At 61.9% G+C, this 24,830-nt stretch carries 28 protein-coding genes; 17 read left to right on the plus strand and 11 right to left on the minus strand.

All coding sequences use genetic code 11. The annotated features are described in order from the left end of the window. The first annotated feature begins 8 nt into the window (after positions 1–8). The 7 genes from HBR94_RS25305 (at position 9) to HBR94_RS25335 (ending at position 5,111) form a co-directional block, all read left to right on the plus strand. On the plus strand, positions 9–599 hold the full coding sequence (locus tag HBR94_RS25305) for a YggT family protein (RefSeq protein WP_057440376.1): 591 nt from the start codon (positions 9–11) through the stop codon (positions 597–599). Positions 600–753: 154 nt separating this feature from the next. Beyond that, the gene (locus HBR94_RS25310) at positions 754–1,893 is read left to right on the plus strand and encodes a homoserine O-acetyltransferase (protein ID WP_120734289.1); all 1,140 of its coding nucleotides are present in this window, start codon (positions 754–756) and stop codon (positions 1,891–1,893) included. 7 nt (positions 1,894–1,900) lie between these two features. Next, a complete protein-coding gene (metW, locus tag HBR94_RS25315; protein WP_029300485.1) occupies positions 1,901–2,521 on the plus strand; it encodes a methionine biosynthesis protein MetW in 621 nt (206 codons plus the stop codon). A gap of 21 nt (positions 2,522–2,542) precedes the next feature. Beyond that, complete coding sequence (locus HBR94_RS25320) at positions 2,543–2,977, plus strand: DUF4426 domain-containing protein (protein WP_029300487.1); 435 nt, start codon at positions 2,543–2,545, stop codon at positions 2,975–2,977. Continuing rightward, positions 2,974–3,570 (plus strand): RdgB/HAM1 family non-canonical purine NTP pyrophosphatase, encoded by a 597-nt coding sequence (rdgB, locus tag HBR94_RS25325; RefSeq protein ID WP_027606096.1) that lies wholly within the window; start codon positions 2,974–2,976, stop codon positions 3,568–3,570. The genes HBR94_RS25320 and rdgB overlap by 4 nt, the downstream gene beginning before the upstream one ends. Then, entirely contained in the window at positions 3,567–4,769 is a 1,203-nt protein-coding gene (gene hemW / locus HBR94_RS25330) for a radical SAM family heme chaperone HemW (RefSeq protein ID WP_115129206.1), read from the plus strand. The genes rdgB and hemW overlap by 4 nt, the downstream gene beginning before the upstream one ends. Before the next feature lie 18 nt (positions 4,770–4,787). Then, positions 4,788–5,111, plus strand: coding sequence for a DUF3392 domain-containing protein (locus HBR94_RS25335; RefSeq protein ID WP_029300493.1), 324 nt, complete (start codon positions 4,788–4,790; stop codon positions 5,109–5,111). Between the two features lie 138 nt (positions 5,112–5,249). Here the strand turns inward: HBR94_RS25335 and trmB are convergent, their stop codons facing one another. The 4 genes from trmB to HBR94_RS25355 all read right to left on the minus strand — a co-directional run bounded on the left by trmB (position 5,250) and on the right by HBR94_RS25355 (position 7,487). Further along, positions 5,250–5,975, minus strand: a complete 726-nt coding sequence (gene trmB, locus HBR94_RS25340) for a tRNA (guanosine(46)-N7)-methyltransferase TrmB (protein WP_057440379.1) — start codon at positions 5,973–5,975, stop codon at positions 5,250–5,252. A gap of 9 nt (positions 5,976–5,984) precedes the next feature. Next, positions 5,985–6,779, minus strand: a complete 795-nt coding sequence (locus HBR94_RS25345) for a thiazole synthase (RefSeq protein WP_017845016.1) — start codon at positions 6,777–6,779, stop codon at positions 5,985–5,987. 55 nt (positions 6,780–6,834) lie between these two features. After that, positions 6,835–7,035 carry a sulfur carrier protein ThiS gene (gene thiS, locus HBR94_RS25350; protein ID WP_162947777.1) on the minus strand — a complete coding sequence of 67 codons (201 nt, stop codon included), beginning with the start codon at positions 7,033–7,035 and terminating at the stop codon, positions 6,835–6,837. Between the two features lie 71 nt (positions 7,036–7,106). Next, a complete protein-coding gene (locus HBR94_RS25355; RefSeq protein WP_057440381.1) occupies positions 7,107–7,487 on the minus strand; it encodes a DUF423 domain-containing protein in 381 nt (126 codons plus the stop codon). 74 nt (positions 7,488–7,561) lie between these two features. On the opposite strand from HBR94_RS25355, the gene mtgA reads away from it, so the two are divergent. Next, a complete protein-coding gene (gene mtgA / locus HBR94_RS25360) occupies positions 7,562–8,284 on the plus strand; it encodes a monofunctional biosynthetic peptidoglycan transglycosylase (protein ID WP_057440382.1) in 723 nt (240 codons plus the stop codon). A 148-nt stretch (positions 8,285–8,432) separates the two neighbouring features. On the opposite strand, the gene rpoH is transcribed toward mtgA, so the two are convergent. From rpoH to ftsY, 4 genes are all read right to left on the minus strand, one after another. Then, positions 8,433–9,287 (minus strand): RNA polymerase sigma factor RpoH, encoded by an 855-nt coding sequence (gene rpoH / locus HBR94_RS25365; RefSeq protein WP_003176698.1) that lies wholly within the window; start codon positions 9,285–9,287, stop codon positions 8,433–8,435. Between the two features lie 129 nt (positions 9,288–9,416). After that, positions 9,417–10,439 (minus strand): permease-like cell division protein FtsX, encoded by a 1,023-nt coding sequence (ftsX, locus tag HBR94_RS25370; RefSeq protein ID WP_057440383.1) that lies wholly within the window; start codon positions 10,437–10,439, stop codon positions 9,417–9,419. Further along, positions 10,436–11,107, minus strand: coding sequence for a cell division ATP-binding protein FtsE (ftsE, locus tag HBR94_RS25375; protein ID WP_003213784.1), 672 nt, complete (start codon positions 11,105–11,107; stop codon positions 10,436–10,438). The genes ftsX and ftsE overlap by 4 nt, the downstream gene beginning before the upstream one ends. After that, entirely contained in the window at positions 11,104–12,531 is a 1,428-nt protein-coding gene (gene ftsY / locus HBR94_RS25380; RefSeq protein ID WP_170045720.1) for a signal recognition particle-docking protein FtsY, read from the minus strand. The genes ftsE and ftsY overlap by 4 nt, the downstream gene beginning before the upstream one ends. Positions 12,532–12,872: 341 nt before the next feature. On the opposite strand from ftsY, the gene HBR94_RS25385 reads away from it, so the two are divergent. The 4 genes from HBR94_RS25385 to HBR94_RS25400 all read left to right on the plus strand — a co-directional run bounded on the left by HBR94_RS25385 (position 12,873) and on the right by HBR94_RS25400 (position 17,540). Further along, entirely contained in the window at positions 12,873–14,228 is a 1,356-nt protein-coding gene (locus HBR94_RS25385; protein WP_170045721.1) for a pitrilysin family protein, read from the plus strand. Then, entirely contained in the window at positions 14,221–15,711 is a 1,491-nt protein-coding gene (locus HBR94_RS25390) for a pitrilysin family protein (RefSeq protein ID WP_115129208.1), read from the plus strand. The genes HBR94_RS25385 and HBR94_RS25390 overlap by 8 nt, the downstream gene beginning before the upstream one ends. Continuing rightward, positions 15,711–16,328, plus strand: coding sequence for a 16S rRNA (guanine(966)-N(2))-methyltransferase RsmD (gene rsmD, locus HBR94_RS25395; RefSeq protein WP_057960893.1), 618 nt, complete (start codon positions 15,711–15,713; stop codon positions 16,326–16,328). Before HBR94_RS25390 ends, rsmD begins: the two co-directional genes overlap by 1 nt. 213 nt (positions 16,329–16,541) lie before the next feature. Next, entirely contained in the window at positions 16,542–17,540 is a 999-nt protein-coding gene (locus HBR94_RS25400) for a hydrolase (protein ID WP_170045722.1), read from the plus strand. 23 nt (positions 17,541–17,563) lie between these two features. On the opposite strand, the gene HBR94_RS25405 is transcribed toward HBR94_RS25400, so the two are convergent. After that, positions 17,564–18,418 (minus strand): sulfurtransferase, encoded by an 855-nt coding sequence (locus HBR94_RS25405; protein WP_057440387.1) that lies wholly within the window; start codon positions 18,416–18,418, stop codon positions 17,564–17,566. Between the two features lie 33 nt (positions 18,419–18,451). Then, complete coding sequence (locus HBR94_RS25410) at positions 18,452–19,123, minus strand: TetR/AcrR family transcriptional regulator (protein ID WP_029300622.1); 672 nt, start codon at positions 19,121–19,123, stop codon at positions 18,452–18,454. Positions 19,124–19,270: 147 nt separating this feature from the next. Here HBR94_RS25410 and HBR94_RS25415 point away from each other — a divergent pair, with 147 nt between their 5' ends. The 5 genes from HBR94_RS25415 (at position 19,271) to HBR94_RS25435 (ending at position 23,874) form a co-directional block, all read left to right on the plus strand. Next, entirely contained in the window at positions 19,271–20,698 is a 1,428-nt protein-coding gene (locus tag HBR94_RS25415; RefSeq protein ID WP_170045723.1) for a coniferyl aldehyde dehydrogenase, read from the plus strand. Between the two features lie 28 nt (positions 20,699–20,726). After that, positions 20,727–21,272 (plus strand): twin-arginine translocation pathway signal protein, encoded by a 546-nt coding sequence (locus HBR94_RS25420; RefSeq protein WP_169960102.1) that lies wholly within the window; start codon positions 20,727–20,729, stop codon positions 21,270–21,272. Between the two features lie 57 nt (positions 21,273–21,329). After that, on the plus strand, positions 21,330–22,925 hold the full coding sequence (locus HBR94_RS25425; protein ID WP_057440388.1) for a GMC family oxidoreductase: 1,596 nt from the start codon (positions 21,330–21,332) through the stop codon (positions 22,923–22,925). Between the two features lie 114 nt (positions 22,926–23,039). Then, positions 23,040–23,519, plus strand: coding sequence for a pantetheine-phosphate adenylyltransferase (gene coaD / locus HBR94_RS25430; RefSeq protein WP_003176711.1), 480 nt, complete (start codon positions 23,040–23,042; stop codon positions 23,517–23,519). A gap of 103 nt (positions 23,520–23,622) precedes the next feature. Further along, the gene (locus tag HBR94_RS25435) at positions 23,623–23,874 is read left to right on the plus strand and encodes a YfhL family 4Fe-4S dicluster ferredoxin (RefSeq protein WP_003213796.1); all 252 of its coding nucleotides are present in this window, start codon (positions 23,623–23,625) and stop codon (positions 23,872–23,874) included. Between the two features lie 122 nt (positions 23,875–23,996). Here the strand turns inward: HBR94_RS25435 and mutM are convergent, their stop codons facing one another. After that, entirely contained in the window at positions 23,997–24,809 is an 813-nt protein-coding gene (mutM, locus tag HBR94_RS25440; protein WP_057440389.1) for a bifunctional DNA-formamidopyrimidine glycosylase/DNA-(apurinic or apyrimidinic site) lyase, read from the minus strand. Positions 24,810–24,830 lie beyond the last annotated feature (21 nt).

Genomic DNA, 24,830 nt, shown 5'->3' on the forward strand with positions numbered 1-24,830 from the left:
GAGCCAATATGATTGGTTTGAACACCGCTGCCGTCTATGTACTGCAAACCCTCGGCAGCCTTTACCTGCTGATCGTGCTGTTGCGCTTTGTCCTGCAACTGGTACGCGCCAACTTCTACAACCCGCTCTGCCAATTCGCCGTGAAGGCCACCCAGCCGCTGCTCAAGCCGCTGCGCCGGGTAATCCCGAGCTTGTTCGGCCTGGACATGTCGTCGCTGGTGCTGGCGATCCTGGTGCAACTGGCGCTGATGGCCCTGACGCTGCTGCTGACCTACGGCACCATGGGCAACTTCCTGCAACTGCTGGTCTGGGCCCTGATCGGCGTGACCGCGCTGTTCCTGAAGATTTTCTTCTTTGCACTGATCATCAGCGTGATCCTGTCCTGGGTCGCACCGGGCAGCCATAACCCTGGCGCCGAACTGGTCAACCAGATCTGCGAACCGGCCCTGGCGCCATTCCGCAAGATCCTGCCGAACCTCGGCGGCCTGGATATCTCGCCGATCCTCGCGTTCATGGTGCTCAAGCTCCTGGACATGCTGGTGATCAACAACCTGGCGGCAATGACCATGATGCCGGACATCCTGCGCTTGCTGATCTGACGACTGTTTGCGGGCTGCGCAGGACAACATGTGGGGGCAGGCAAGCCCCCACATTTTTGTAACTGTGTCTTGAAGTGAATCCATGCAGGCCTTCGCTTGCCGCTAGGCCCCCCGCTCTTTAGACTTACGCCTCATTTAAACGAGAGCAGGGTCGATGCCAACTGCCTTTCCCCCCGATTCTGTTGGACTGGTCGTGCCCCAAGTGGCGCACTTCAGCGAACCCCTGGCCCTGGCCTGTGGGCGGTCGCTGCCGGCCTATGACCTGATCTATGAAACCTACGGTGCGTTGAACGCCACGGCCAGCAACGCCGTGCTGATCTGTCACGCCCTGTCGGGCCATCATCACGCCGCCGGCTACCACAGCGCCGACGAGCGCAAGCCCGGCTGGTGGGACAGCTGCATCGGCCCTGGCAAACCCATCGACACCAACAAGTTCTTTGTGGTCAGCCTGAACAACCTCGGCGGCTGCAACGGCTCCACCGGCCCCAGCAGCCTCAACCCGGAAACCGGCAAGCCGTTTGGCGCCGACTTCCCGGTACTGACCGTGGAAGACTGGGTGCACAGCCAGGCACGCCTGGCCGACCGGCTGGGCATCCAGCAATGGGCAGCGGTGATCGGCGGCAGCCTGGGCGGCATGCAGGCCCTGCAATGGACCATTACCTACCCCGACCGCGTGCGCCATTGCCTGGCCATCGCCTCGGCCCCGAAGTTGTCGGCACAGAACATCGCCTTCAACGAAGTGGCGCGCCAGGCGATCCTCACCGACCCCGAGTTCCACGGCGGTTCATTCCAGGAAGCCGGGGTGATCCCCAAGCGCGGCTTGATGCTGGCGCGGATGGTCGGACATATCACCTACCTGTCGGATGACTCCATGGGCGAAAAATTCGGCCGTGGGCTCAAGAGCGAGAAGCTCAACTACGACTTCCACAGCGTCGAATTCCAGGTCGAAAGCTACCTGCGTTACCAGGGCGAGGAGTTTTCCGGGCGTTTCGACGCCAATACCTACCTGCTGATGACCAAGGCCCTGGACTACTTCGACCCGGCGGCAAACTTTGATGACGACCTGGCGAAGACCTTCGAAGGCGCCACGGCCAAGTTCTGCGTGATGTCATTCACCACCGACTGGCGCTTCTCGCCGGCCCGTTCGCGGGAGCTGGTGGATGCGCTGATGGCTGCGCGCAAAGACGTCTGCTACCTGGAGATCGACGCACCGCAGGGCCACGATGCCTTCCTGATCCCGATCCCGCGCTATCTGCAGGCCTTCAGCAATTACATGAACCGCATAACTTTGTGAGAACGCCATGAGAGCCGACCTGGAAATCATCCAAGACTGGATCCCCGCCGGCAGCCGCGTGCTCGACCTGGGTTGCGGCGATGGCGAACTGCTGAGCTGGCTGCGCGACAACAAGCAAGTCACCGGCTATGGCCTGGAAAACGACCCGGACAACATCGCCCAGTGCGTGGCCAAGGGCATCAACGTAATCGAGCAGGACCTGGACAAGGGCCTGGGCAACTTTGCCAGCAACAGCTTCGATATCGTGGTGATGACCCAGGCCCTGCAGGCTGTGCATTACCCGGACCGGATCCTCGACGAAATGCTGCGCGTCGGCCGCCAGTGCATCATCACCTTCCCCAACTTCGGCCACTGGCGCTGCCGCTGGTACCTGGCCACCAAGGGCCGGATGCCGGTATCGGACTTCCTGCCGTACACCTGGTACAACACGCCCAATATTCACTTCTGCACCTTCGAGGACTTCGAAGCGCTGTGCAGCGGGCGCGAAGCCAAGGTGATCAATCGCCTTGCCGTCGATCAACAGCATCGCCACGGCTGGGCAAGTAAGCTATGGCCTAATCTTTTAGGTGAAATCGGGATTTATCGGGTCAGCAGTCCTGGCCTGACCGATCATCAGATTGCCGTCTAACCATTTTCGAGGAGGACGATCATGAGTCGCCTGGCTATTTTTCTACTCACCGCCTGCCTGGGCGCCAGCGCCATGGCTGCCGGCCCTATCGACAGCAATCGGCAGAAGGCGTTTGGTGATATCACCGTGCACTACAGCACCTTCACCTCCAGCTTCCTGCAACCCGAGACGGCCCAGGCCGTGGGCGTGGTGCGCAGCAAGAACAAGGGCATGATCAATGTCTCGGTGATCAAGGGCGTGGAGCCCGTGGCGGCCCAAGTGACCGGCACGATCAAGGACTTGACCGGCAAGAGTGAAATGCTGACCTTCAAGCAAATCACCGAAAAAGGCGCTATCTACTACCTCGCCCCCTACTCGGTGCCGCAACAGGAATTCCGCACCTTTACCATCAATGTTGAAACCGGCGGCAAAGCCCACGGCTTCAGTTTCACCCAAGAACTGTTCCCGGCCGAATAATGAACCTGACACAACTCGTACTGGCCAGCCATAACGCCGGCAAACTCAAGGAACTCCAGGCCATGCTCGGCGAATCGGTGCAATTGCGCTCGATTGGCGAGTTCAGCCAGGTGGAGCCGGAGGAAACCGGCCTGTCGTTCGTCGAGAACGCCATCCTCAAGGCCCGCAATGCCGCGCGCATTTCCGGGCTGCCGGCACTGGCCGACGACTCCGGCCTGGCCGTGGACTTCCTCGGCGGCGCCCCCGGCATCTACTCGGCGCGCTATGCCGACGGCAAAGGCGACGCGGCGAACAACGCCAAGCTGCTGGACGCCCTCAAGGACGTGCCGGACGCGATGCGCGGCGCGCAGTTTGTCTGTGTGCTGGCCCTGGTGCGACATGCCGACGACCCGCTGCCGATTCTCTGCGAAGGCTTGTGGCACGGGCGCATCCTGCACGCGGCCAGCGGCGAGCACGGGTTTGGCTATGACCCGCTGTTCTGGGTGCCGGAGCGCAATGTGTCCAGCGCCGAACTGAGCCCCGCCGACAAGAACCAGATCAGCCACCGCGCCCGCGCAATGGATTTGCTGCGCCAGCGTCTGGGCTTGAAATGACCCAGAACACCTCCGCGCAGCCCCTGATCCTCGGTGGCGCGCAAACACCTCGGGCGGCCCTGCCAGTACTGCCGCCCCTGGCGCTGTACATCCACATCCCGTGGTGCGTGCGTAAATGCCCCTATTGCGACTTCAACTCCCACACCGCCAGCAAGGTGCTGCCGGAAGAAGAGTATGTCGACGCGTTGCTGGCGGACCTGGATCAGGACCTGCACGCGGTGTATGGCCGCGAGCTGAGTTCGATCTTCTTTGGCGGCGGCACGCCAAGCCTGTTCAGTGCTGCGGCGCTGGGCCGGTTGCTGGAGGGCGTGGAGCAACGTATCCCGTTTGCCCGCGACATCGAGATCACTCTGGAAGCCAACCCCGGTACCTTCGAGCAAGAGAAGTTCGTCGCCTACCGCAAGCTGGGGATCAATCGCCTGTCGATTGGCATCCAGAGCTTCCAGCAGGACAAGCTCAAGGCCCTGGGCCGCATCCACAACGGCGACGAAGCCGTACGCGCCGCCGGCATGGCACGCCAGGCCGGCTTCGATAACTTCAACCTGGACCTGATGCACGGTTTGCCCGACCAATCCCTGGACGACGCCCTGGGCGACCTGCGCCAGGCGATTGCGCTCAAGCCGACCCATCTGTCGTGGTACCAACTGACCCTGGAACCCAACACTGTATTCTGGAACCAGCCGCCGACGCTGCCGGAAGACGACACCCTGTGGGATATCCAGGAAGCCGGCCAGGCCCTGCTCGCCGAACACGGCTACGCGCAATATGAAGTCTCGGCCTACGCCCAGCCGGGCCGGCCCGCGCGGCATAACCTCAATTACTGGAGTTTTGGCGACTTTATCGGCATCGGCGCCGGCGCCCACGGCAAGCTCAGCCATCCAGACGGGCGCATCGTGCGCACCTGGAAGACCCGCGCACCGAAGGACTACCTCAACCCGGCAAAAACCTTCCAGGCCGGGTCGAAAGAGCTGAGCAATGAAGAGTTGCCCTTTGAGTTCCTGATGAACGCCCTGCGCCTGACCGAGGGCGTCGAAGCCAGGCTGTATGCCGAGCGCACCGGCCTGGACTTGGCCAGCCTGGAACAAGCCCGCAGGGATGCCGAACAAAGTGGCTTATTGCAGGTCGAACCGTCACGCCTGGCGGCCACGGACCGTGGGCAACTCTTTCTCAATGACCTGCTGCAGAAGTTTTTGAGCTGATCGCTCTAAGGAAATCGAATGGATCTGGTACTCGACCTGCTCGCCACCGTATCCCGCTGGAGCCGTAGCAACCTGTCGGAAATCTCCCTGGCGCTGGTAGGCTGCCTGTTGGTGCTATTCGGCGCCGATATCAAGGGTTGGGTCGAAGCACGCCTGGGCAACATCGCCGGCGCCTTGCGCGTACCGTTGATGGCCCTGCTGTGCATGATCGGCAGCGGTGCTGCGCTGATCTACGCCACACCCTGGATTGTGCGGGGGTTGAGCCAGTTCAATAACTACAGCCTGGCACCGGTGCTGTTGGTGGTGCTGGTGTTGATTGGCGTGGTTGCCGACCGCCGCTGACTCAAAGCCCACCACAAAACAACTGTGGGAGCTGGCTTGCCTGCGATGCAAGCACCTCGGTGTATCAGTGACACCGAAGTGATGCTATCGCCGGCAAGCCAGCTCCCACAGTTAATCGCATTTCAGCTTGCTAGCTGATTACGCCAGCTTTTCGAACTTCAAATCCCAAACCCCATGCCCCAATCGCTCGCCACGGCGTTCGAACTTGGTGATCGGACGCTCGGCCGGGCGTGGTACGCACTGACCATCTTCGGCCAGGTTGCGGTAGCCAGGGGCGACGTTCATCACTTCCAGCATGTACTCCGCATACGGTTCCCAATCGGTGGCCATGTGCAGGATGCCGCCGACCTTGAGTTTGCTGCGCACCAGCTCCGCGAAGGACGCCTGGACGATACGGCGCTTGTGGTGACGGCTCTTGTGCCATGGATCCGGGAAAAACAGCATCAGGCGGTCGAGGCTGTTATCGGCGATGCAGCGGTTGAGCACTTCGATCGCGTCGCAGTCATAGACCCGCAGGTTTTTCAGGCCCTGGGTCAGCACGCCGTTGAGCAGTGCGCCTACGCCCGGACGGTGCACTTCCACACCGATAAAGTCTTGCTCGGGCGACGCTGCAGCCATTTCCAGCAGGGAATGGCCCATGCCGAAGCCGATCTCCAGGGAGCGCGGGGCAGAACGGCCAAACACCTGGTCAAAGTCCACCGGCGCGTCAGCCAGGGGCAGGACGAACAGCGGCGCGCCCTGGTCGAGGCCCTTTTGCTGGCCTTCGGTCATGCGCCCGGCACGCATCACAAAACTCTTGATGCGGCGGTGCTTGGACTCGTCGCCTTCTTCCACGGGGTTCGGCGTTTCGTTTGATTCAGTCATCAATGGCTCTTACTTGATCAGACCATCCAGCGGCGAGGAGGCGCTGGCGTAAAGTTTTTTCGGCATACGCCCGGCGAGGTACGCCAGGCGGCCGGCGACAATCGCGTGTTTCATGGCTTCGGCCATCATGATCGGCTGTTGTGCGTTGGCGATGGCCGAGTTCATCAGCACCGCTTCGCAGCCCAGCTCCATGGCAATGGTGGCATCGGACGCGGTACCGACGCCGGCATCCACCAGCACCGGGATCTTGGCTTCTTCGAGGATGATCTGCAGGTTGTACGGGTTGCAGATCCCCAGGCCAGTGCCGATCAGGCCGGCCAGTGGCATCACCGCGATGCAGCCGATCTCGGCCAGTTGGCGGGCGATGATCGGGTCATCGCTGGTGTAGACCATCACGTCGAAACCTTCCTTGACCAGGGTTTCGGCGGCCTTGAGGGTTTCGATCACGTTGGGGAACAGGGTTTTCTGGTCCGCCAGCACTTCCAGCTTCACCAGGTTGTGGCCGTCGAGCAGCTCACGGGCCAGGCGGCAGGTGCGCACGGCTTCGATGGCGTCGTAGCAACCGGCAGTGTTCGGCAGGATGGTGTAGCGATCCGGCGGCAGGATATCCAGCAGGTTCGGTTCGCCCGGGTTCTGGCCGATATTGGTGCGGCGCACGGCCACTGTCACGATTTCGGCGCCCGAGGCTTCGATAGCCAGGCGGGTTTCTTCCATGTCGCGGTACTTGCCGGTGCCTACCAACAAACGCGACTGGTAAGTACGACCGGCCAGGACGAAGGGCTTGTCGCTACGAACGATGCTCATGGGAAATCCTCGAGTTGGGGTGAGGTTCTGCAGAATTCGGGTAGTTGCCCCGGGCCTAGCCGCCGCCGATGGCGTGGACCACTTCGACCTGGTCGCCTTCGGTGAGGGCGGTTTCGGTGTGCTGGCTACGCGGGACGATATCCTGGTTGAGCTCCACTGCGACGCGACGTCCGGTCAGTTCCAGACGGGTCAGCAGGGCCGCGACGGTTTCACCGTCGGGCAGTTCATAGGATTCGCCGTTCAATTGAATGCGCATGCCACGGGCCGCCATCGTTTTTAGGGGCCAGCATTCTAGCCTGATCGTGACCTGAAGGTCAGCTACAAGCGTCAGGCGGTCAGTTGCAGGCGCCAGGCGGCGAGCCCCAGGCACAGCCAGCCAATCAGGAACGCCAGGCCGCCAAACGGCGTGATGATTCCCAGTTTGCCGATGCCGATGGTGGTCAACAGGTACAGGCTGCCGGAGAACAACAGGATACCGATGCTGAACGACACTCCGGCCCACAGCACCAGCCGCCCAGGCATATGCGCGGCGAGCAAGGCCACGCCAAACAACGCCAGGGCGTGCACCAACTGGTAGGTCACACCGGTGTGGAAAATCGCCAGGTACTCAGCACTCAGGCTCTTTTTCAGGCCATGGGCGGCAAATGCGCCGAGGGCAACACCGGTAAAACCGAAAAAGGCAGCCAGCATCAGAAAGCCACGCAACATGAGGAACTCCAGTCAGACTCATTGGGCAGGGTCTGTATAATGGCCCGCTCAACGGGTTCGGCCAAGCCATCTCTATGCTGCGTGTCCTCTTCAGTCGTTTTCTCAAAGTCGTGAAATGGTTTGTCATCGGCAGTGTTTTGCTGGTGCTGCTGTTTCGTGTCGTCCCGCCGCCGTTCACCGCACTGATGGTCGAGCGCAAGATCGAATCCTGGATCGACAGCGAGCCCATTGACCTGCAACGGACCTGGGTGCCGTGGGATGAGATCTCCGATGACCTGAAAGTCGCGGTGATGGCCGGCGAGGACCAGCGCTTCCCGCAGCATTGGGGCTTTGACTTTGGTGCGATCCAGGCCGCTTTGCTGCATAACGAGCGCGGTGGTTCGATTCGCGGTGCCAGTACGCTGAGCCAGCAGGTATCGAAGAACCTGTTCCTGTGGGCCGGCCGCAGTTATTTGCGCAAGGGCCTGGAAGCCTGGTTTACCGGGTTGATCGAGATCCTGTGGCCCAAGCAGCGGATCCTTGAGGTGTACCTCAACAGTGTGGAGTGGGATGAAGGGGTGTTTGGCGCAGAGGCGGCGGCGCGGCATCATTTTGGCGTGGGTGCCAAGGGACTTTCGCGGCAGCAGGCCAGCTATCTGGCCGCTGTACTGCCTAATCCACGGGTGTGGAGTGCCAGCCATCCGACGGCGTATGTGGCGCGGCGGGCGGCTTGGATTCGTCAGCAGATGGGGCAGTTGGGTGGTACCGGCTATTTGAATGAGCTGAACAGTACGCGGCAGGCGCCGTGGGCCAACTGACACCACCCAATAGGGCTGGCTGACCCACCGCGATCGCAGGCCAGCCAGCGCCTACACCTTGGACCGCGTAAGGCTTGAGGTTTTTCGGGCACGAACAAAAATGCCCCGATCTTTCGATCGGGGCATTTTTTTGGTCGTTCGCAGCGTGTTAGGCGGCGATCGACAGTTTCAGCTTATTCATCGCGCTCTTCTCAAGCTGACGAATACGCTCGGCCGACACGTTGTACTTCTGCGCCAGGTCGTGCAGCGTGGCTTTTTCTTCTGCCAGCCAGCGCTGGTAGAGGATGTCACGGCTGCGGTCGTCCAGCACTTCCAGCGCTTCGTGCAGGTTGTGGTTGGAGTTGTCGCTCCAATCGGCATCTTCCAGTTGACGCGCCGGGTCGTACCGGTGGTCTTCCAGGTAGTTGGCCGGCGATTGGAAAGCGCTGTCGTCGTCCGCTTCGGCGGCCGGGTCGAAGGCCATGTCATGGCCGGTCAGGCGACTTTCCATCTCGCGCACTTCCCGAGGCTCCACACCGAGGCTTTCCGCCACACGGTGGACTTCCTCGTTGTTCAGCCACGCCAGGCGTTTCTTCTGGCTGCGCAGGTTGAAGAACAGCTTGCGCTGGGCCTTGGTGGTCGCCACTTTCACGATGCGCCAGTTGCGCAGGATGAACTCGTGGATTTCCGCCTTGATCCAGTGCACAGCGAACGACACCAGGCGCACACCCATTTCCGGGTTGAAGCGTTTTACAGCCTTCATCAGGCCGACGTTGCCTTCCTGGATCAGGTCAGCCTGGGCCAGGCCGTAGCCGCTATAGCTACGGGCGATATGTACGACAAAACGCAGGTGGGCGAGCACCATCTGCCGAGCCGCCCCCAAATCCTGCTCATAGTAGAGACTCTCGGCCAGTTCACGCTCCTGCTCAGGCGTCAGCAATGGAATGCTGTTGACCGTGTGCACATAAGCCTCCAGGTTCGCACCCGGGACCAGAGCATAAGCAGGTTGCAAAGAAGTGGTCATACGAAAAAACCTCCGACTCACATAACTCGTGCAGTTCAGCACTGCGAAAATTGACCGGGAACCGTAGGACAAGTTCCCTAAACCACTGATACGGTCAATACAAACGAAACCACATTAATCTGACATTAACTACTTCGGCGCCAGCTCACGTAGATGCCGTGCGACCGCAATCCAAGCACCGATATACCCCAACAACACCGCGCCAAGCAAGAGTGATAGACCATCGGCCGCAGGTACGCCAGCCAGGGCAAAGTCACTGCCATACAATCCGGCCAGGCCGACTACCGCGTCGTTCAGCCAATCCAGGCCAAACGCCAGGACGCCCCAGGACAGAATCCCCGCACCGAAGCCATAAAGCGCGCCCATATATAGAAAAGGACGACGCACATAGCTGTCTGTGCCGCCGACCAGTTTAATCACTTCTATCTCGGTGCGGCGGTTTTCAATATGAAGACGAATGGTATTGCCTATCACCAAAAGTAATGCAGAAACCAGCAACACCGTCAGGCCGAAGACAAACCGGTCGCCCAGCTTGAGAATCGCCGCCAGACGCTCGACCCACACTAAATCAAGCTGCGCCTGTTGCACCTTGGGCAGTTCAGCCAATTTTTGTCTTAATGCTTCAAGGGCCGTCTTGTCGATTTCATTGGGCGTGACCAGCACAACCCCTGGCAGCGGGTTCTGCGGCAGCTCCTTGAGCGCCTCACCCAGGCCGGACTGTTGCTGGAACTCTTCCAGCGCCTGGTCGCGGCTGATGTACTCGGCATCCGCCACACCCGGCAGGTTCTTGATCTGCTCGCGCAGGGCCTCGCCTTCAGTGGCGCTGGCATCCAGTTGCAGGTACAGGGAAATCTGCGCCGCGCGCTGCCAGGAACCGCCCAGGCGCTCGACATTATTCAGCAGCAACGACAAACCCATCGGCAGGCTCAACGCCACGGCCATCACCAGGCAGGTGAAGAAGCTGCCAATCGGCTGCTTGCCCAGGCGGCGCAGGCTGTCCACCAGGCTGGCGCGATGGCTTTCGATCCAGGCGTGCAGCAAGGTGCTGAAGTCAGGACCGTCATCATCGTCGCGTTTCTTTTTCTGCGGTTGCGGGTCGGCGGCTTTCGGCGCCACGCGCTCGGAAACTTTAGGGCTGCGTGTGGCACTCATACGCCGGCCTCCCCGTCACCGATCAGGCGCCCGCGCTGCAGGGTCAACATGCGATGGCGCATACGCGCGATCAATGCCAGGTCGTGACTGGCAATCAGCACACTGGTGCCCAGGCGGTTGATGTCTTCAAAGACACCCATGATCTCCGCCGCCAGGCGCGGGTCGAGGTTACCGGTGGGTTCGTCCGCCAGCAGCAAGGCCGGGCGATGGACGATGGCGCGGGCAATGCCGACGCGCTGTTGCTGGCCGGTGGACAGGTCGCCGGGATACAGGTCGGTCTTGTCCGACAGCGCCACGCGCTCCAGGGCCGAATCCACACGCTTGACGATCTCGGCCTTGGACAGCCCGAGGATCTGCAATGGCAGGGCGATGTTATTGAACACCGTGCGATCGAACAGCAACTGGTGGTTCTGGAACACCACGCCGATCTGCCGGCGCAGGAACGGGATCTGCGCATTGCTGATGGTGGCCAGATCCTGGCCTGCCAGCAGCAGTTTGCCGGTGGTCGGGCGCTCCATGGCCAGCAGCAGGCGCAGCAACGTACTTTTGCCGGCCCCGGAATGACCGGTGACAAACAAGAACTCGCCACGGCGCACCCGGAAACTCAGCTCATGCAAGCCGACATGCCCGTTGGCGTAGCGCTTGCCCACCTGTTCAAAACGAATCATGAACGCTCCCGCTCGGCAAACAGTGCCTGGACAAAGGGTTCGGCCTCAAACGTGCGCAGGTCATCAATACCTTCGCCTACACCGATATAACGAATCGGCAGCCCGAATTGTTTAGCCAGGGCGAAAATCACCCCCCCCTTGGCCGTGCCATCGAGCTTAGTCAACGCCAGGCCAGTCAGTTGGACTGTCTGGTTGAATTGCTTGGCCTGGCTGATGGCGTTCTGCCCAGTACCGGCGTCCAGCACCAACAGCACCTCGTGCGGCGCGTCGGCGTCGAGCTTGCCCATCACCCGGCGGACTTTCTTCAACTCTTCCATCAAGTTGTCTTTGGTATGCAGGCGACCAGCGGTATCGGCAATCAGTACGTCGATGTTGCGGGCCTTGGCGGCCTGCACGGCGTCGAAGATCACCGAGGCAGAATCGGCGCCGGTATGCTGGGCGATCACCGGGATCTTGTTGCGCTCGCCCCACACCTGCAATTGCTCTACGGCGGCGGCGCGGAAGGTGTCACCGGCGGCGAGCATGACTTTCTTGCCTTCCAGTTGCAGCTTCTTCGCCAGCTTGCCGATGGTGGTGGTCTTGCCGGCGCCGTTGACGCCGACCACCAGGATCACAAAGGGTTTTTTCTCGGTAATCACCAGCGGTGCTTCCACCGGCTTGAGCATGGCGGCCAGTTCGGCCTGCAATGACTTGTAAAGCGCGTCGGCGTCGGTGAGCTGCTTGCGCGCCACCTTCTGGGTCAGGCTCTGGATGATCACGGCAGTGGCTTCGACGCCCACGTCAGCGGTCAGCAGGCGGGTCTCGATATCTTCGAGCAACTCGTCATCAATGATCTTCTTGCCCAGGAACAGGCTGGCCATGCCTTCGCCGATGCTCGCGCTGGTCTTGCTCAGGCCTTGCTTGAGGCGGGCGAAGAAGCCGGTCTTACTGGTTTCAGCAGGTGCAGCGACGGGTTCGGCAACCACCGCAACGGGCTCGGCAACCACTGGCTCGACCACCAACGGCGCCGGCTCAACGAAAACGGGCTGGGGCTCGACGGCGACCTGGACCGGCTCCACCACCACAGGGATCGGCGGCGTCACATGTTCGGCCTGCACATCCTCGACCAACGCAACAGGCTCTTCAGCCACCGGCAATGACGGCCACGGCTTATGCTCTGGCTCTGGCTCTGGCGCAGCCTCCACCTCCGGCTGCAAGACCGGCTCGGCGATAGGCAGCACCACCGGCGCTGGCGTCTCGACGACAGGCTCGGCCACGGGCTCAATCGCCGGTTCCGCTTGCAGAACAGGCTCAGGCACCGACTCAGGTTGGACTTGCGGCTGTTCGACGACGGTTTCCTGCGGCTTTTTGCGCAGCCATCCGAACAGGCCTTTTTTCTCGCCAGCCGCAGCTGGGCTCTTCTTGTCGTCGTTGGAACCAAACATGGAGGACGGCTATCTCACGGTAGCGACGCGCCAAGGAGGCGCCTCGGTAAATAATATTCGATGCGCAACAGACTGTTTTTTAGCCAGCTTGTTCATGCGCAGCATTTTGTGAGGCGTGAATACAGCCTCAACAAATCGATTCAATATAGGACTGAAGCGATAAAATCGGCGAAAAGCGAATTAAAACCGGGGAAACCCACGGATAACTCCATCTTTACGACGACTGGATCCGAAACGATATGACAGCCGCAGTGGCCGCCGCTAATACGGATCAGTATCCTAGCACCTCCTCGCCCGCCGACGCTAAGACCAAGCGGGCAGCCCAACAGGTTTAAAAACGAATGAATGCTCTAGCCCGCCGCGCCGCAGGCCTGCTGCTCAGCACAGTTTGTCTGCCCCTTTCAGCCTTGGCTGCCGACCCACAACCCACCCATGAATTCACCCTGGACAACGGCCTCAAGGTCGTCGTGCGCGAAGACCATCGCGCCCCGGTGGTGGTCTCGCAGGTCTGGTACAAGGTCGGCTCCAGCTATGAAACCCCTGGCCAGACCGGTTTGTCCCACGCCCTGGAACACATGATGTTCAAGGGCAGCTCCAAGACCGGCCCCGGCGAAGCCTCGTTGATCCTGCGCGACCTGGGCGCCGAAGAGAACGCCTTCACCAGCGACGACTACACCGCCTACTACCAAGTGCTGGCCCGCGACCGCCTGGGCGTGGCCCTGGAGCTGGAAGCCGACCGCATGGCCACCCTGCGCCTGCCGGCCGACGAATTCAGCCGCGAGATCGAAGTCATCAAGGAGGAGCGCCGCCTGCGCACCGATGACAATCCAATGTCCAAGGCCTTCGAACGCTTCAAGGCCATGGCCTACCCGGCCAGCGGCTATCACACGCCGACCATCGGCTGGATGGCCGACCTGGACCGCATGAAGGTCGAGGAACTGCGCCACTGGTACCAATCCTGGTATGTGCCGAACAACGCCACCCTGGTGGTGGTCGGCGACGTGACCTCGGACGAGGTGAAAACCCTGGCCCAGCGTTACTTCGGCCCGATCCCCAAGCGTGACGTGCCACCGGCGAAGAAGCCCCTGGAACTGGCCGAGCCGGGCGAACGCCTGCTGACCATGCATGTGCAGACGCAGCTACCGAGCGTCATCCTCGGCTTCAACGTACCGGGCCTGGCCACCGCCGAAGACAAGCGCTCGGTCAACGCCCTGCGCCTGATCTCGGCACTGCTCGATGGCGGCTACAGCGCGCGCATCCCGAGCCAGCTGGAACGCGGTGAAGAATTGGTGTCGGCTGCCTCGACCAGCTACGACGCCTACACCCGCGGCGACAGCCTGTTCACCTTGAGCGCCACCCCCAACCAGCAGAAGAAGAAAACCGTGGCCCAGGCCGAAGCCGGGCTCTGGCGCCTACTGGATGAACTCAAGGCCAAGCCACCGACCGCCGAGGAACTGGAGCGTATTCGCGCCCAGGTCATTGCCGGGTTGGTCTACGAGCGTGACTCCATCACCAGCCAGGCCACAGCCATTGGCTCCCTGGAAACGGTCGGCCTGTCGTGGAAACTCATGGACACCGAGCTTGCCGAACTGCAAAGCGTGACGCCCGAAGACATCCAGAAGGCCGCGCGCACGTATTTCACCCGCGAACGCCTGAGTGTCGCCCATGTCATGCCACAGGAGAGCACTCATGAGTGATCGCAAAAACAACCGCCTGGTGCTGCCTGGCCTGATCGTCGTGACTCTGGTGGCGGCAGTCGCGGTGTATATCGGTCGCCCGGACGACTCCGTTGCCAGCCCGGCGCTGGAGCAGGCCAAGTCCAGCAAGACCCTGCAATCCCTGGCAGAACTGGACGGCAAGAACCCAACCAACCGCCAGCTCAACGTGCAGACCTGGAACACCGCCGAAGGCGCCAAGGTGCTGTTCGTCGAAGCCCACGAACTGCCGATGTTCGACATGCGCATCCTGTTCGCTGCCGGCAGCAGCCAGGACGGCAACACGCCGGGCCTGGCCCTGCTGACCAACGCCATGCTCAACGAAGGCGTGCCGGGCAAGGATGTGGGGCAGATTGCCGCCGGTTTTGAAGGCCTGGGCGCGGATTTCAGCAACGGTGCCTACCGCGATATGGCGCTGGTGTCGCTGCGCAGCCTCAGTGCCGCCGACAAGCGCGAGGCCGCCCTCACGCTGTTTGACCAGGTGATCGGCCAGCCGACCTTCCCCGCCGACTCCCTGGCGCGGATCAAGAACCAGTTGCTGGCCAGCTTCGAGTACCAGAAGCAGAACCCGGGCAAGCTGGCGAGCATCGAGCTGTTCAAGCGCCTGTACGGCGACCATCCCTATGCGCACCCGAGCGAAGGCACGCCCGAGAGCGTTCCGGCCATTACCCAGGCACAGCTGAAGGCATTCCACGCCAAGGCCTACGCCGCCGGTAACGCGGTGATCGCGATGGTCGGCGACCTGTCCCGTGCCGACGCCGAAGCCATGGCAGCCAAGGTGTCCGCATCCCTGCCCAAGGGCCCGGCACTGGCGAAGATCGCCGAGCCGACCGAGCCCAAGGCCGGCCTGGGGCATATCGAGTTTCCCTCCAAGCAGACGCACCTGTTGTTCGCACAACTGGGCATCAACCGCGCCGATCCGGACTACGCGGCCCTGTCCCTGGGCAACCAGATCCTTGGCGGCGGTGGCTTTGGCACTCGCTTGATGAGCGAAGTGCGCGAGAAGCGCGGCCTGACCTATGGCGTGTACTCGGGCTTTTCGCCGATGCAGGTGCGTGGTCCGTTCATGATCAACCTGCAGACCCGCGCCGAGATGAGCGGCGGCACCTTGCGCCTGGTGGAGCAAGTGCTGGCCGACTACCTCAAGACCGGGCCGACGCAAAAAGAACTGGATGACGCCAAGCGCGAACTGGCCGGCAGCTTCCCGCTGTCCACTGCGAGCAACGCCGATATCGTCGGGCAACTGGGCGCCATGGGTTTCTACAACCTGCCGCTCAACTACCTGGAAGATTTCATGAAGCAATCCCAGGCCCTGACTACCGAACAGGTCAAGGCCGCAATGAACAAGCACTTGAGCAGCGATAAAATGGTGATCGTGACCGCTGGTCCCACCACCGCGCAAAAGCCACTACCGCCCCCCACTGATAAACCTGCCGAGCAGCCGCTCGGGGTTCCGGAGCATTAATGGCTAGTCCATCCCGCCCTAAAAAACCTGTCCATAACGTGCATAACGGTGTGGGCCAGCTGCGCATCATTGGCGGCCAATGGCGCAGCCGCAAGCTGAGCTTCCCCGATGTCGTGGGCCTGCGCCCGACCCCGGACCGGGTCCGCGAGACCCTGTTCAACTGGCTCGCGCCGTATATCGAAGGGGCCAAGGTGCTTGACCCGTTCGCCGGCAGCGGCGCGTTGTTCCTCGAGTCCCTGTCCCGCGGCGCCGCCCTGGGCCAGGCGCTGGACGCGAGCAACGTGGCGGTTTCCAGTCTGCGCGAACACCTGGGCACCCTGCGTTGCACCACCGGTCACGTCCAAACCGCCGATGCCCTGCGCTACCTGGAAACCCAGCCAGCCAGTGCATTCGACGTGGTGTTCCTCGACCCGCCGTTCAACCAGAACCTGTTGCCAACCGTCTGCGCGCTGCTGGAAGAGCGCCAGTGGCTGGCCGATGACGCCTGGGTCTACACCGAAAGCGAAACCGCGCCGTCGACCCTGGGCCTGCCGGGCAACTGGCGCCTGCACCGCGAGCAAAAATCCGGGCGGGTGTATTACGCGTTGTGGCAACGTACGGTCCAGACCGCTGACTAAATAACGTGGCAAACCGCTTTACTGTGGCGAGCGGGCTTGCCCGCGTTGGGTTGCGCAGCGACCCTAGAAAATGGGACTGCTGCGCAGTCCAACGCGGGCAAGCCCGCTCGCCACAGCCACAGCCACAGCCACACCCATAGCCATAGCCACAAGCCACAAGCCACAGCCACAAAATACGCAGCCAACATTAAAGCAGTGTCGAGACCACCCATCGTGCCGCAACCCTCCCACCGCTTCACCCCCGCCTTCGGCCTTGGCAACCCTCACCTGCAAACGTTGTGGGGCCCGCTCTGGCGCCCCACCACCCACCTCGAACGCCAACGCGAGCGCCTATGGCTGGAGGATGGCGACTTCCTCGACCTTGACTGGCACGGCCCCCACGACCCGCATGCGCCCTTGGTGCTGGTGCTGCATGGGCTGACCGGCTCGTCCAATTCGCCCTACGTCGCCGGCCTGCAAAAAGTCCTGGCCAGTCAGGGCTGGGCCAGTGTCGCGTTGAATTGGCGTGGTTGTTCCGGCGAACCCAACCTGCTGGCCCGCAGTTATCACTCCGGTGCCAGTGAAGACCTGGCGGCCGCCATCGCGCACCTGCGGGCCAAGCGCCCATTGGCGCCGCTGTATGCCGTGGGTTACTCCCTGGGCGGCAATGTGTTGCTCAAGCACTTGGGCGAAACCGGCGACAACTCCGGCCTGCAAGGCGCGGCCGCGGTGTCGGTACCGTTTCGCCTGGACCAGTGCGCCGACCGTATCGGCCTGGGCTTTTCACGGGTCTATCAGAAGCACTTCATGCGCGAGATGCTCGGCTATATCCGGGTCAAGCAGCGCCAATTCCTACAGGATGGTCGCGAAGAAGCACTGAAAACCCTGGCCGAGCTGGGCTCCCTGGAAAAGATGCGCACGTTCTGGGATTTTGATGGGCGCGTCACTGCGCCACTGCATGGCTACCTGAGTGCTGAGGACTATTACCGACGGGCGTCGAGCCGTTACTTCCTCGGGGCGATTCGCACACCGACGCTGATCATCCAGGCGGCAGATGATCCTTTTGTGTTTGCCCACAGCCTGCCCCAGGCCAGTGAACTGTCGGACTGCATCGAGTTTGAATTGCAGGCCAAGGGCGGGCACGTGGGGTTTGTCGATGGTTCGCTGAAACAGCCCGGGTACTACCTGGAGCGGCGGATCCCGCAATGGCTGCTGTCTCAACTCGATAAGTAATGTGGCTGGCTTGCCTGGTGAAATCAGTCGCCAGTAGCAATTGCCCGCTGCGGATCATTGATCCACTCACTCCACGACCCCGCATACAACTTGCCCAACGGATACCCCGCCAGGCTCAGGGCAAACAGGTTGTGACATGCCGTCACGCCCGAGCCACAATACGCCACCAACTCATTCGGCGAACGACCTTGCAGCTTGTCGGCAAACCGCTGCTTGAGCTGCTCCACCGGCAAGAAGCGCCCGTCACTGCCCAGGTTCTCGCTGAACGCCGCACATTGCGCGCCGGGAATATGCCCGGCAATCGGGTCGATGGGTTCCACCTCACCGCGAAAGCGCGGCAAGGCCCGGGCGTCGATCAGTGTCAGGCCCGGCTGGCCCAGGCGTTTTTGCAGGTGCTCTGCGTCCAGTAGCAGGTCGTAGTCCGCAGTGCCAGCAAAGGTCCCCGGCTCGGTGCCCGGCGCATCCAGGCTCAAAGGGAAACCGGCGCTGTGCCAGGCCTTCAGGCCACCATCGAGGATCGACACCCCGTCGCGCTTGCCCAACCAGGCCAGCAGCCACCAGGCACGGGCGGCATATGCGCCAGGACCATCGTCATACAGCACGATTTCGCTGTCGGCATGGATGCCCCAGGCCCGCAACTGCTGGACCAGCGCCTCGGGTGCCGGCAGCGGATGGCGTCCAGTCACGCCTTTAGTCACCGGCCCGCTGAGGTGGCGTTCCAGATCGGCATACTGTGCCCCCTCGATATGCCCTTCGGCATAGCTGCAACGCCCGTAATCCGGGTCTTCCAGGGCAAACCGGCAATCGAGGATGACTAAGCCTGCGTGCTGCTGGCGCTCGGCCAGTTGTTGCGGGCTGATCAGTTGTGCAAGCGGCATAACGGACTCCTGGAAATACGTTCGGGAAAGGGCCTACTTCACTTCTTCCAGTGCCTGACTTAACGGCACGTAAAATTCCTTGAACAGCGCGTCCACGGCTTCTTTGGCCTGTGGCGTGATAAACCCCGCCTCCAGCACCAGCACCTGGTACACCCCGCGCTTGATCGCCTCGGCGCTCAGGTGTGCGGAGTTCTCGTTGGTGGTGCACAAAAAGCGCACCCAGGAGGTGAGGATAATCCAGGCATTGAGGGTCAGGGCTTCGGTCTGCACCGGGTCCATGTTCAGGATCCCGGCCTCGACAAACCCCCGGTAAATCGCGCCGCCCTGAATCAGGCAGCGCTGGGAAAAACGCCGGTAGCCGGTGGCCAGCTCCGGGTCGCTCTCCAGCAGATGCTCAAGGTCACGGTGCAAAAAACGGTAGCGCCACATGCCGGCCAGTACCGCCTGCAGGTAGAAACGCTTGTCTTCGACCACCATGGCGCGCCCCTGGGGCGGGCGCAGGAAGCTGTCCACCAGGGCTTCATACTCGCGAAACAGCACCGCGATAATCGCCTGCTTGTTCGGGAAGTGGTAGTACAGGTTGCCCGGGGATATTTCCATATGGGCGGCAATATGGTTGGTGCTGATGCTGCGCTCGCCCTGCTGGTTGAACAACTCCAGGCTGGTTTGCACGATGCGTTCGCTGGTCTTTACTCGTGGTGCCATGGGGTATCGGCTTCTTGAATCCTGATGCAAACATCTTACGGTCTATCCTTGCCAGGATAAAACTGCATGTTACTGCGAAGGCATTTGACAAATTAGAGCAATGACTCTAAAAACCCAGGTACTACAATAATATTCGGGAACTGCGCCATGTCTGCCAATGTTGCCTACCTGCAAGATTCCCAGGCGCTGGACCAGCTCCAGGACCTGTTCGCTGCCCAGCGCCGCGCCTACGCGGCCAACCCGATGCCGCCAGCGGCGCAGCGCCAGCAGTGGCTCAAGGCATTGCGTGACCTGCTCAGCGATGAGCGCCAGGCGCTGATCGAGGCCATCAGCAACGATTTCAGCCATCGCAGCGCCGATGAAACCCTATTCGCCGAACTGATGCCCAGCCTGCACGGCATTCACTACGCCAGCAAACACCTCAAAGGCTGGATGAAACCATCGCGCCGCGCTGTAGGTATAGCCTTCCAGCCGGCATCTGCCAAAGTGATCTATCAGCCCCTGGGCGTTATCGGGGTGATCGTGCCCTGGAACTACCCGCTGTACCTGGCCATAGGGCCGTTGGTCGGCGCGCTGGCGGCGGGTAACCGGGTGATGCTCAAGCTCAGCGAATCTACCCCCGCCACCGGCCAACTGCTCAAGACCCTGCTGGCGCAAATTTTCCCCGAAGACCTGGTGTGCGTGGTGCTCGGCGAAGCCGAAGTGGGCATGGCGTTCTCCAAGCTGCCGTTCGATCACCTGCTGTTCACCGGGGCCACCAGCATCGGCAAGCATGTGATGCGCGCCGCCGCCGAGCACCTGACCCCAGTCACCCTGGAGCTGGGCGGCAAATCCCCAGCCATTGTCTCGGCCGATGTGCCACTCAAGGACGCCGCCGAACGGATCGCATTCGGCAAGGCGCTGAATGCCGGGCAAACCTGTGTGGCGCCAGACTACGTGCTGGTTCCCGAAGAGCGGGTGGACGGTTTCGTCGAGGCCTACACCCAGGCGGTACGCGGGTTTTATCCGACCCTGGCCGACAACCCGGACTACACCGCAATCATCAACGAGCGACAACTCGCCCGGCTCAATGCCTACATCAAGGACGCCACCGACAAGGGTGCGACCCTGTTGCCGCTCTACGACCAGGGCCAGGCCCGGCGCATGGCCCATAGCCTGCTGCTGAATGTCAGCGATGAGATGACCGTAATGCAGGACGAGATTTTCGGCCCGGTGCTGCCCATCGTGCCCTATCGCGGCATCGACCAGGCCTTTGCCTACATCAACCAGCGCCCCCGCCCGCTGGCGTTGTATTACTTCGGCTACAACAAGGCCGAACAGAATCGCGTACTCCACGAAACCCATTCCGGCGGCGTGTGCCTGAACGACACCCTGCTGCATGTGGCCCAGGACGATATGCCGTTTGGCGGCATCGGCCCGTCGGGTATGGGCCACTACCATGGGCATGAGGGTTTTCTCACCTTCAGCAAGGCCAAGGGGGTGCTGATCAAACAGCGCCTGAATGCGGCCAAGCTGATTTACCCGCCATATGGCAAAGCCATCCAGAAACTGATCCAGAAGCTGTTCGTGCGCTAAAACCGTTACCACCGGGACAACAATAAAAATGAACCCTAGCCTGACTGAATCACCCACGCTGTCGCGGCGCGGCGTCTTGAAAATCGGCCTGTGCGCCAGCGCCTTCCTGGCCACCGCCGGCCTTGGCGCCAGCCTCAGCGGCTGCTCCAGCAGTACCCCCGCCAGCGGCTTTGCCATGCTGCGCAACAGCGACCTGCCGTTTTTGCGCGCAGTGATCCCGGTGTTGCTCGAAGGCGCGGCCAGCGCCGAGGTGGTGGCGGCAGGCATTGAAGACACCCTGAAAAAACTCGATTACAGCCTGCAGCACCTGTCGCCGGAGATGTTCAAGCTGACCCAACAGTTGTTCGACGTACTGGGCATGGCCGTCACCCGTGGCCCGCTGACCGGCATCTGGGGCAGTTGGGAAAACGCCAGCAGCGAGCAGATCCGCAACTTCCTGCATCGCTGGGAAAACAGCTTCCTCAACCTGCTGCGCATGGGCCAGGGCTCGCTGCTCAAGCTGGTGATCATGGCCTGGTACTTCCGGCCCGAGTCCTGGGCCCATTGCGGGTACCCCGGGCCACCGAGGATCTAGCCTGGGTAACCCACGTTGATAGCCACTCCGTAGCCAAAACAATAAGAGAACAAGCTGATGCCCGTACCTGATGTGTTCCGCGATGGCATGGCCCGCGGCTGGAAGACCCATAACGGCGCCGCCCTCGACCAGGACCTGGTGCTGGAGGCCGATGTCGCGATCATCGGCAGCGGCGCAGGCGGTGGCACCACCGCAGAAATCCTCAGCGCCGCTGGCTACAAAGTGCTGTTGATCGAAGAAGGCCCGCTCAAGACCAGCAGCGATTTCAAGCTGCTGGAAGACGAGGCCTACGCCAGCCTGTACCAGGAAGGCATCGGGCGCATGAGCAAGGACGGCGCCATCACCATCCTGCAGGGCCGCGCCGTGGGCGGCACCACGCTGATCAACTGGACCTCGAGCTTTCGCACGCCCGACCCGACCCTGGCTCACTGGGCCAGCGAGTACGCGGTCAAGGGCCACAGCAGCGCCGAGATGGCGCCGTGGTTTGAAAAGATGGAGCAGCGCCTGGGCATCGCACCTTGGGCCCTGCCGCCCAACCCCAACAACGATGTGATCCGCAAAGGCTGCGAAAAGCTCGGCTACAGCTGGCATGTGATCCCGCGCAACGTGCGCGGCTGCTTCAACCTGGGCTATTGCGGCATGGGCTGCCCGGTCAACGCCAAGCAATCAATGCTGGTGACCACCATTCCCTCGACCCTGGAGCAAGGCGGCGAGTTGCTCTACCTGGCCCGCGCCGAGCGCTTGAAGTTCAGTGGCGATACCATCTCCAGCCTCGAATGCGTGGCCATGGACTCCCGTTGCGTCGCGCCCACCGGCCGCAAGATCACGGTCAAAGCCAAGCATTACGTGCTGGCCGGCGGCGGCATCAACAGCCCGGCGCTGTTGATGCGCTCGGACGCACCCGACCCGCATTCGCGCCTGGGCAAGCGCACCTTCCTGCATCTGGTGAATTTTTCCGCGGGGCTGTTCGATGAGGTGATCAACCCGTTCTACGGCGCGCCGCAGTCGATCTACTCCGACCACTTCCAATGGCAGGACGGCACCACCGGTAAAATGTCCTACAAGCTCGAAGCGCCACCCTTGCACCCGGCGCTGGCCAGCACGTTGTTCGGGGGGTATGGCACGCAAAACGCCCTGGACATGAGCCAGTTGCCCAAGACCCACGCGATGCTGGCGCTGCTGCGGGACGGCTTCCACCCCGACAGCCAGGGCGGCAGCGTCGGCCTGCGCGGCGATGGCACGCCGGTGCTCGACTATGAGGTCTCACCCTACGCCTGGGACGGCCTGCGCCGGGCGTTTCATAGCATGGCCGAGATCCAGTTCGCCGCCGGCGCCAAGTCGGTCAAGCCACTGCACCACGATGCGCGCTACGTCAGCACACTGGCCGAGGCCCGCAGCCTGATCGACGGCCTGAACCTGGAGCTGCATCGCACCTGCCTGGGCAGCGCCCATGTGATGGGCGGTTGCGCCATGGGCGAAGAGCCGAAAAATGCCGTGGCCGACAGCCTTGGCCGGCATCACCAACTGCGCAACCTGTCGATCCACGATGGCTCGCTGTTCCCCACCAGTATCGGCGCCAACCCCCAGCTTTCGGTGTACGGCCTGACCGCGCAACTGGCGACGGCGCTGGCCGAACGTCTGAAAACAGCATGAAAAAACCAGGTATTCGCGGTGTCTATAGTGCTTTCTTCTGAATAAGTTGACTTGGCCGACCGGGATGGCTGCGATACCATCCGGTTCCCCAACGGACTCCGCCAGGACGACGCGATGAACCGAGTGTTGTACCCAGGTACCTTCGACCCGATTACCAAAGGCCATGGCGATCTGGTCGAACGCGCCTCGCGCTTGTTCGACCATGTGATCATCGCGGTCGCGGCCAGCCCCAAGAAAAACCCGCTGTTTCCCCTGGAACAGCGCGTGGAGCTGGCCCGTGAGGTCACCAAGCACCTGCCTAACGTGGAAGTGGTGGGCTTTTCGACGCTGCTGGCACACTTCGCCAAGGAGCAGAACGCCAATGTATTCCTGCGCGGGCTGCGGGCGGTGTCGGACTTCGAGTATGAATTCCAGCTGGCCAATATGAACCGCCAACTGGCGCCGGACGTTGAGAGCCTGTTTCTTACGCCGTCGGAACGTTATTCGTTCATTTCTTCGACCCTGGTCCGGGAAATCGCGGCATTGGGCGGGGATATCACCAAGTTTGTGCACCCTGCGGTCGCCGATGCGCTGACGCTGCGCTTCAAGAAGTAAGACCGCTCGACCGGCGCCCGCTCGCACTGCGGGCGCCAATGCGGCACAATTGCGCGCATTAGTTTTTCAGATGCCTTGGCAGAGCGCCCTGGCAGGAGTTTCCATGTCCCTGATCATCACCGACGATTGCATCAACTGCGACGTCTGCGAACCCGAGTGCCCGAACGCTGCCATTTCCCAGGGTGAAGAGATCTACGTGATCGACCCCAACCTGTGCACCCAGTGTGTCGGCCACTACGACGAACCCCAGTGCCAGCAAGTGTGCCCGGTCGATTGCATCCCGCTGGATGAGGCACACCCTGAGACGGAAGAGCAGTTGATGGAGAAGTACCGGTTGATTACCGGCAAGGCCTGAGACCTTGTGGTGGCTGGGCGGGCCTCATCGCAGGCAAGCCAGCTCCCAAATTTGAAGGTGTTCACAAAGCAAAATGTGGGAGCGGGCTTGCCCGCGATGACGGCAGCCGCCGTCACACTCAATCAGCTCTGGCACTTGGGGCAAAACACACTCGCCCGCTGCCCCAGCATCACATTGCGCAATTCGCTCCCGCAGACCTTGCACGCCTCGCCACCCCGGCCGTAGACGAACAGTTCCTGCTGGAAATACCCCGGCTGCCCATCGCCACCGATAAAGTCGCGCAATGTCGTACCGCCGCGCTCGATGGCGGCCGCGAGGATGCGTTTGATCTCGATCGCCAGCTTCAGGTAACGCCCACGGGAAATGCCCTTGGCCTCCCGGCGCGGGTCGATCCCGGCGGCAAACAGCGCCTCGGTCGCGTAGATATTGCCCACCCCCACCACCACCGCGTTGTCCATGATGAACGGCTTGACCGCCATCGAGCGCCCACGGGACAGCTGGAACAGGCGCTCGCCATCAAACAGGTCGGTCAACGGCTCCGGCCCCAGGCGCAGCAGCAGTTCGTGGTTGTGCGGGTCCTGGCTCCAGAGCATCGCGCCAAAGCGCCGGGGGTCGGTGTAGCGCAGGGCCAGGCCCGACTCCAGCTCGATGTCCACATGCTCATGCTTGGCTGCCGGTAGACCGACTTCCACCAGGCGCAAATTGCCCGACATACCCAAGTGGCTGATCAAGGTGCCGACTTCGGCGTTAATCAGCAGGTACTTGGCCCGCCGCTCCACCAGCACGATGCGCTGCCCGGACAGGCGCACATCCAGGTCTTCGGGGATCGGCCAGCGCAGGCGCCGTTCACGCACCACCACGCGGCTGACCCGCTGGCCTTCCAGGTGCGGCGCAATTCCGCGCCGGGTGGTTTCGACTTCTGGCAGCTCAGGCATATTCGTCTCGCGATAGAAAGG

It is taken from the genome of Pseudomonas sp. WS 5412, from assembly GCF_012985615.1.
Taxonomy (GTDB): domain Bacteria; phylum Pseudomonadota; class Gammaproteobacteria; order Pseudomonadales; family Pseudomonadaceae; genus Aquipseudomonas; species Aquipseudomonas shahriarae.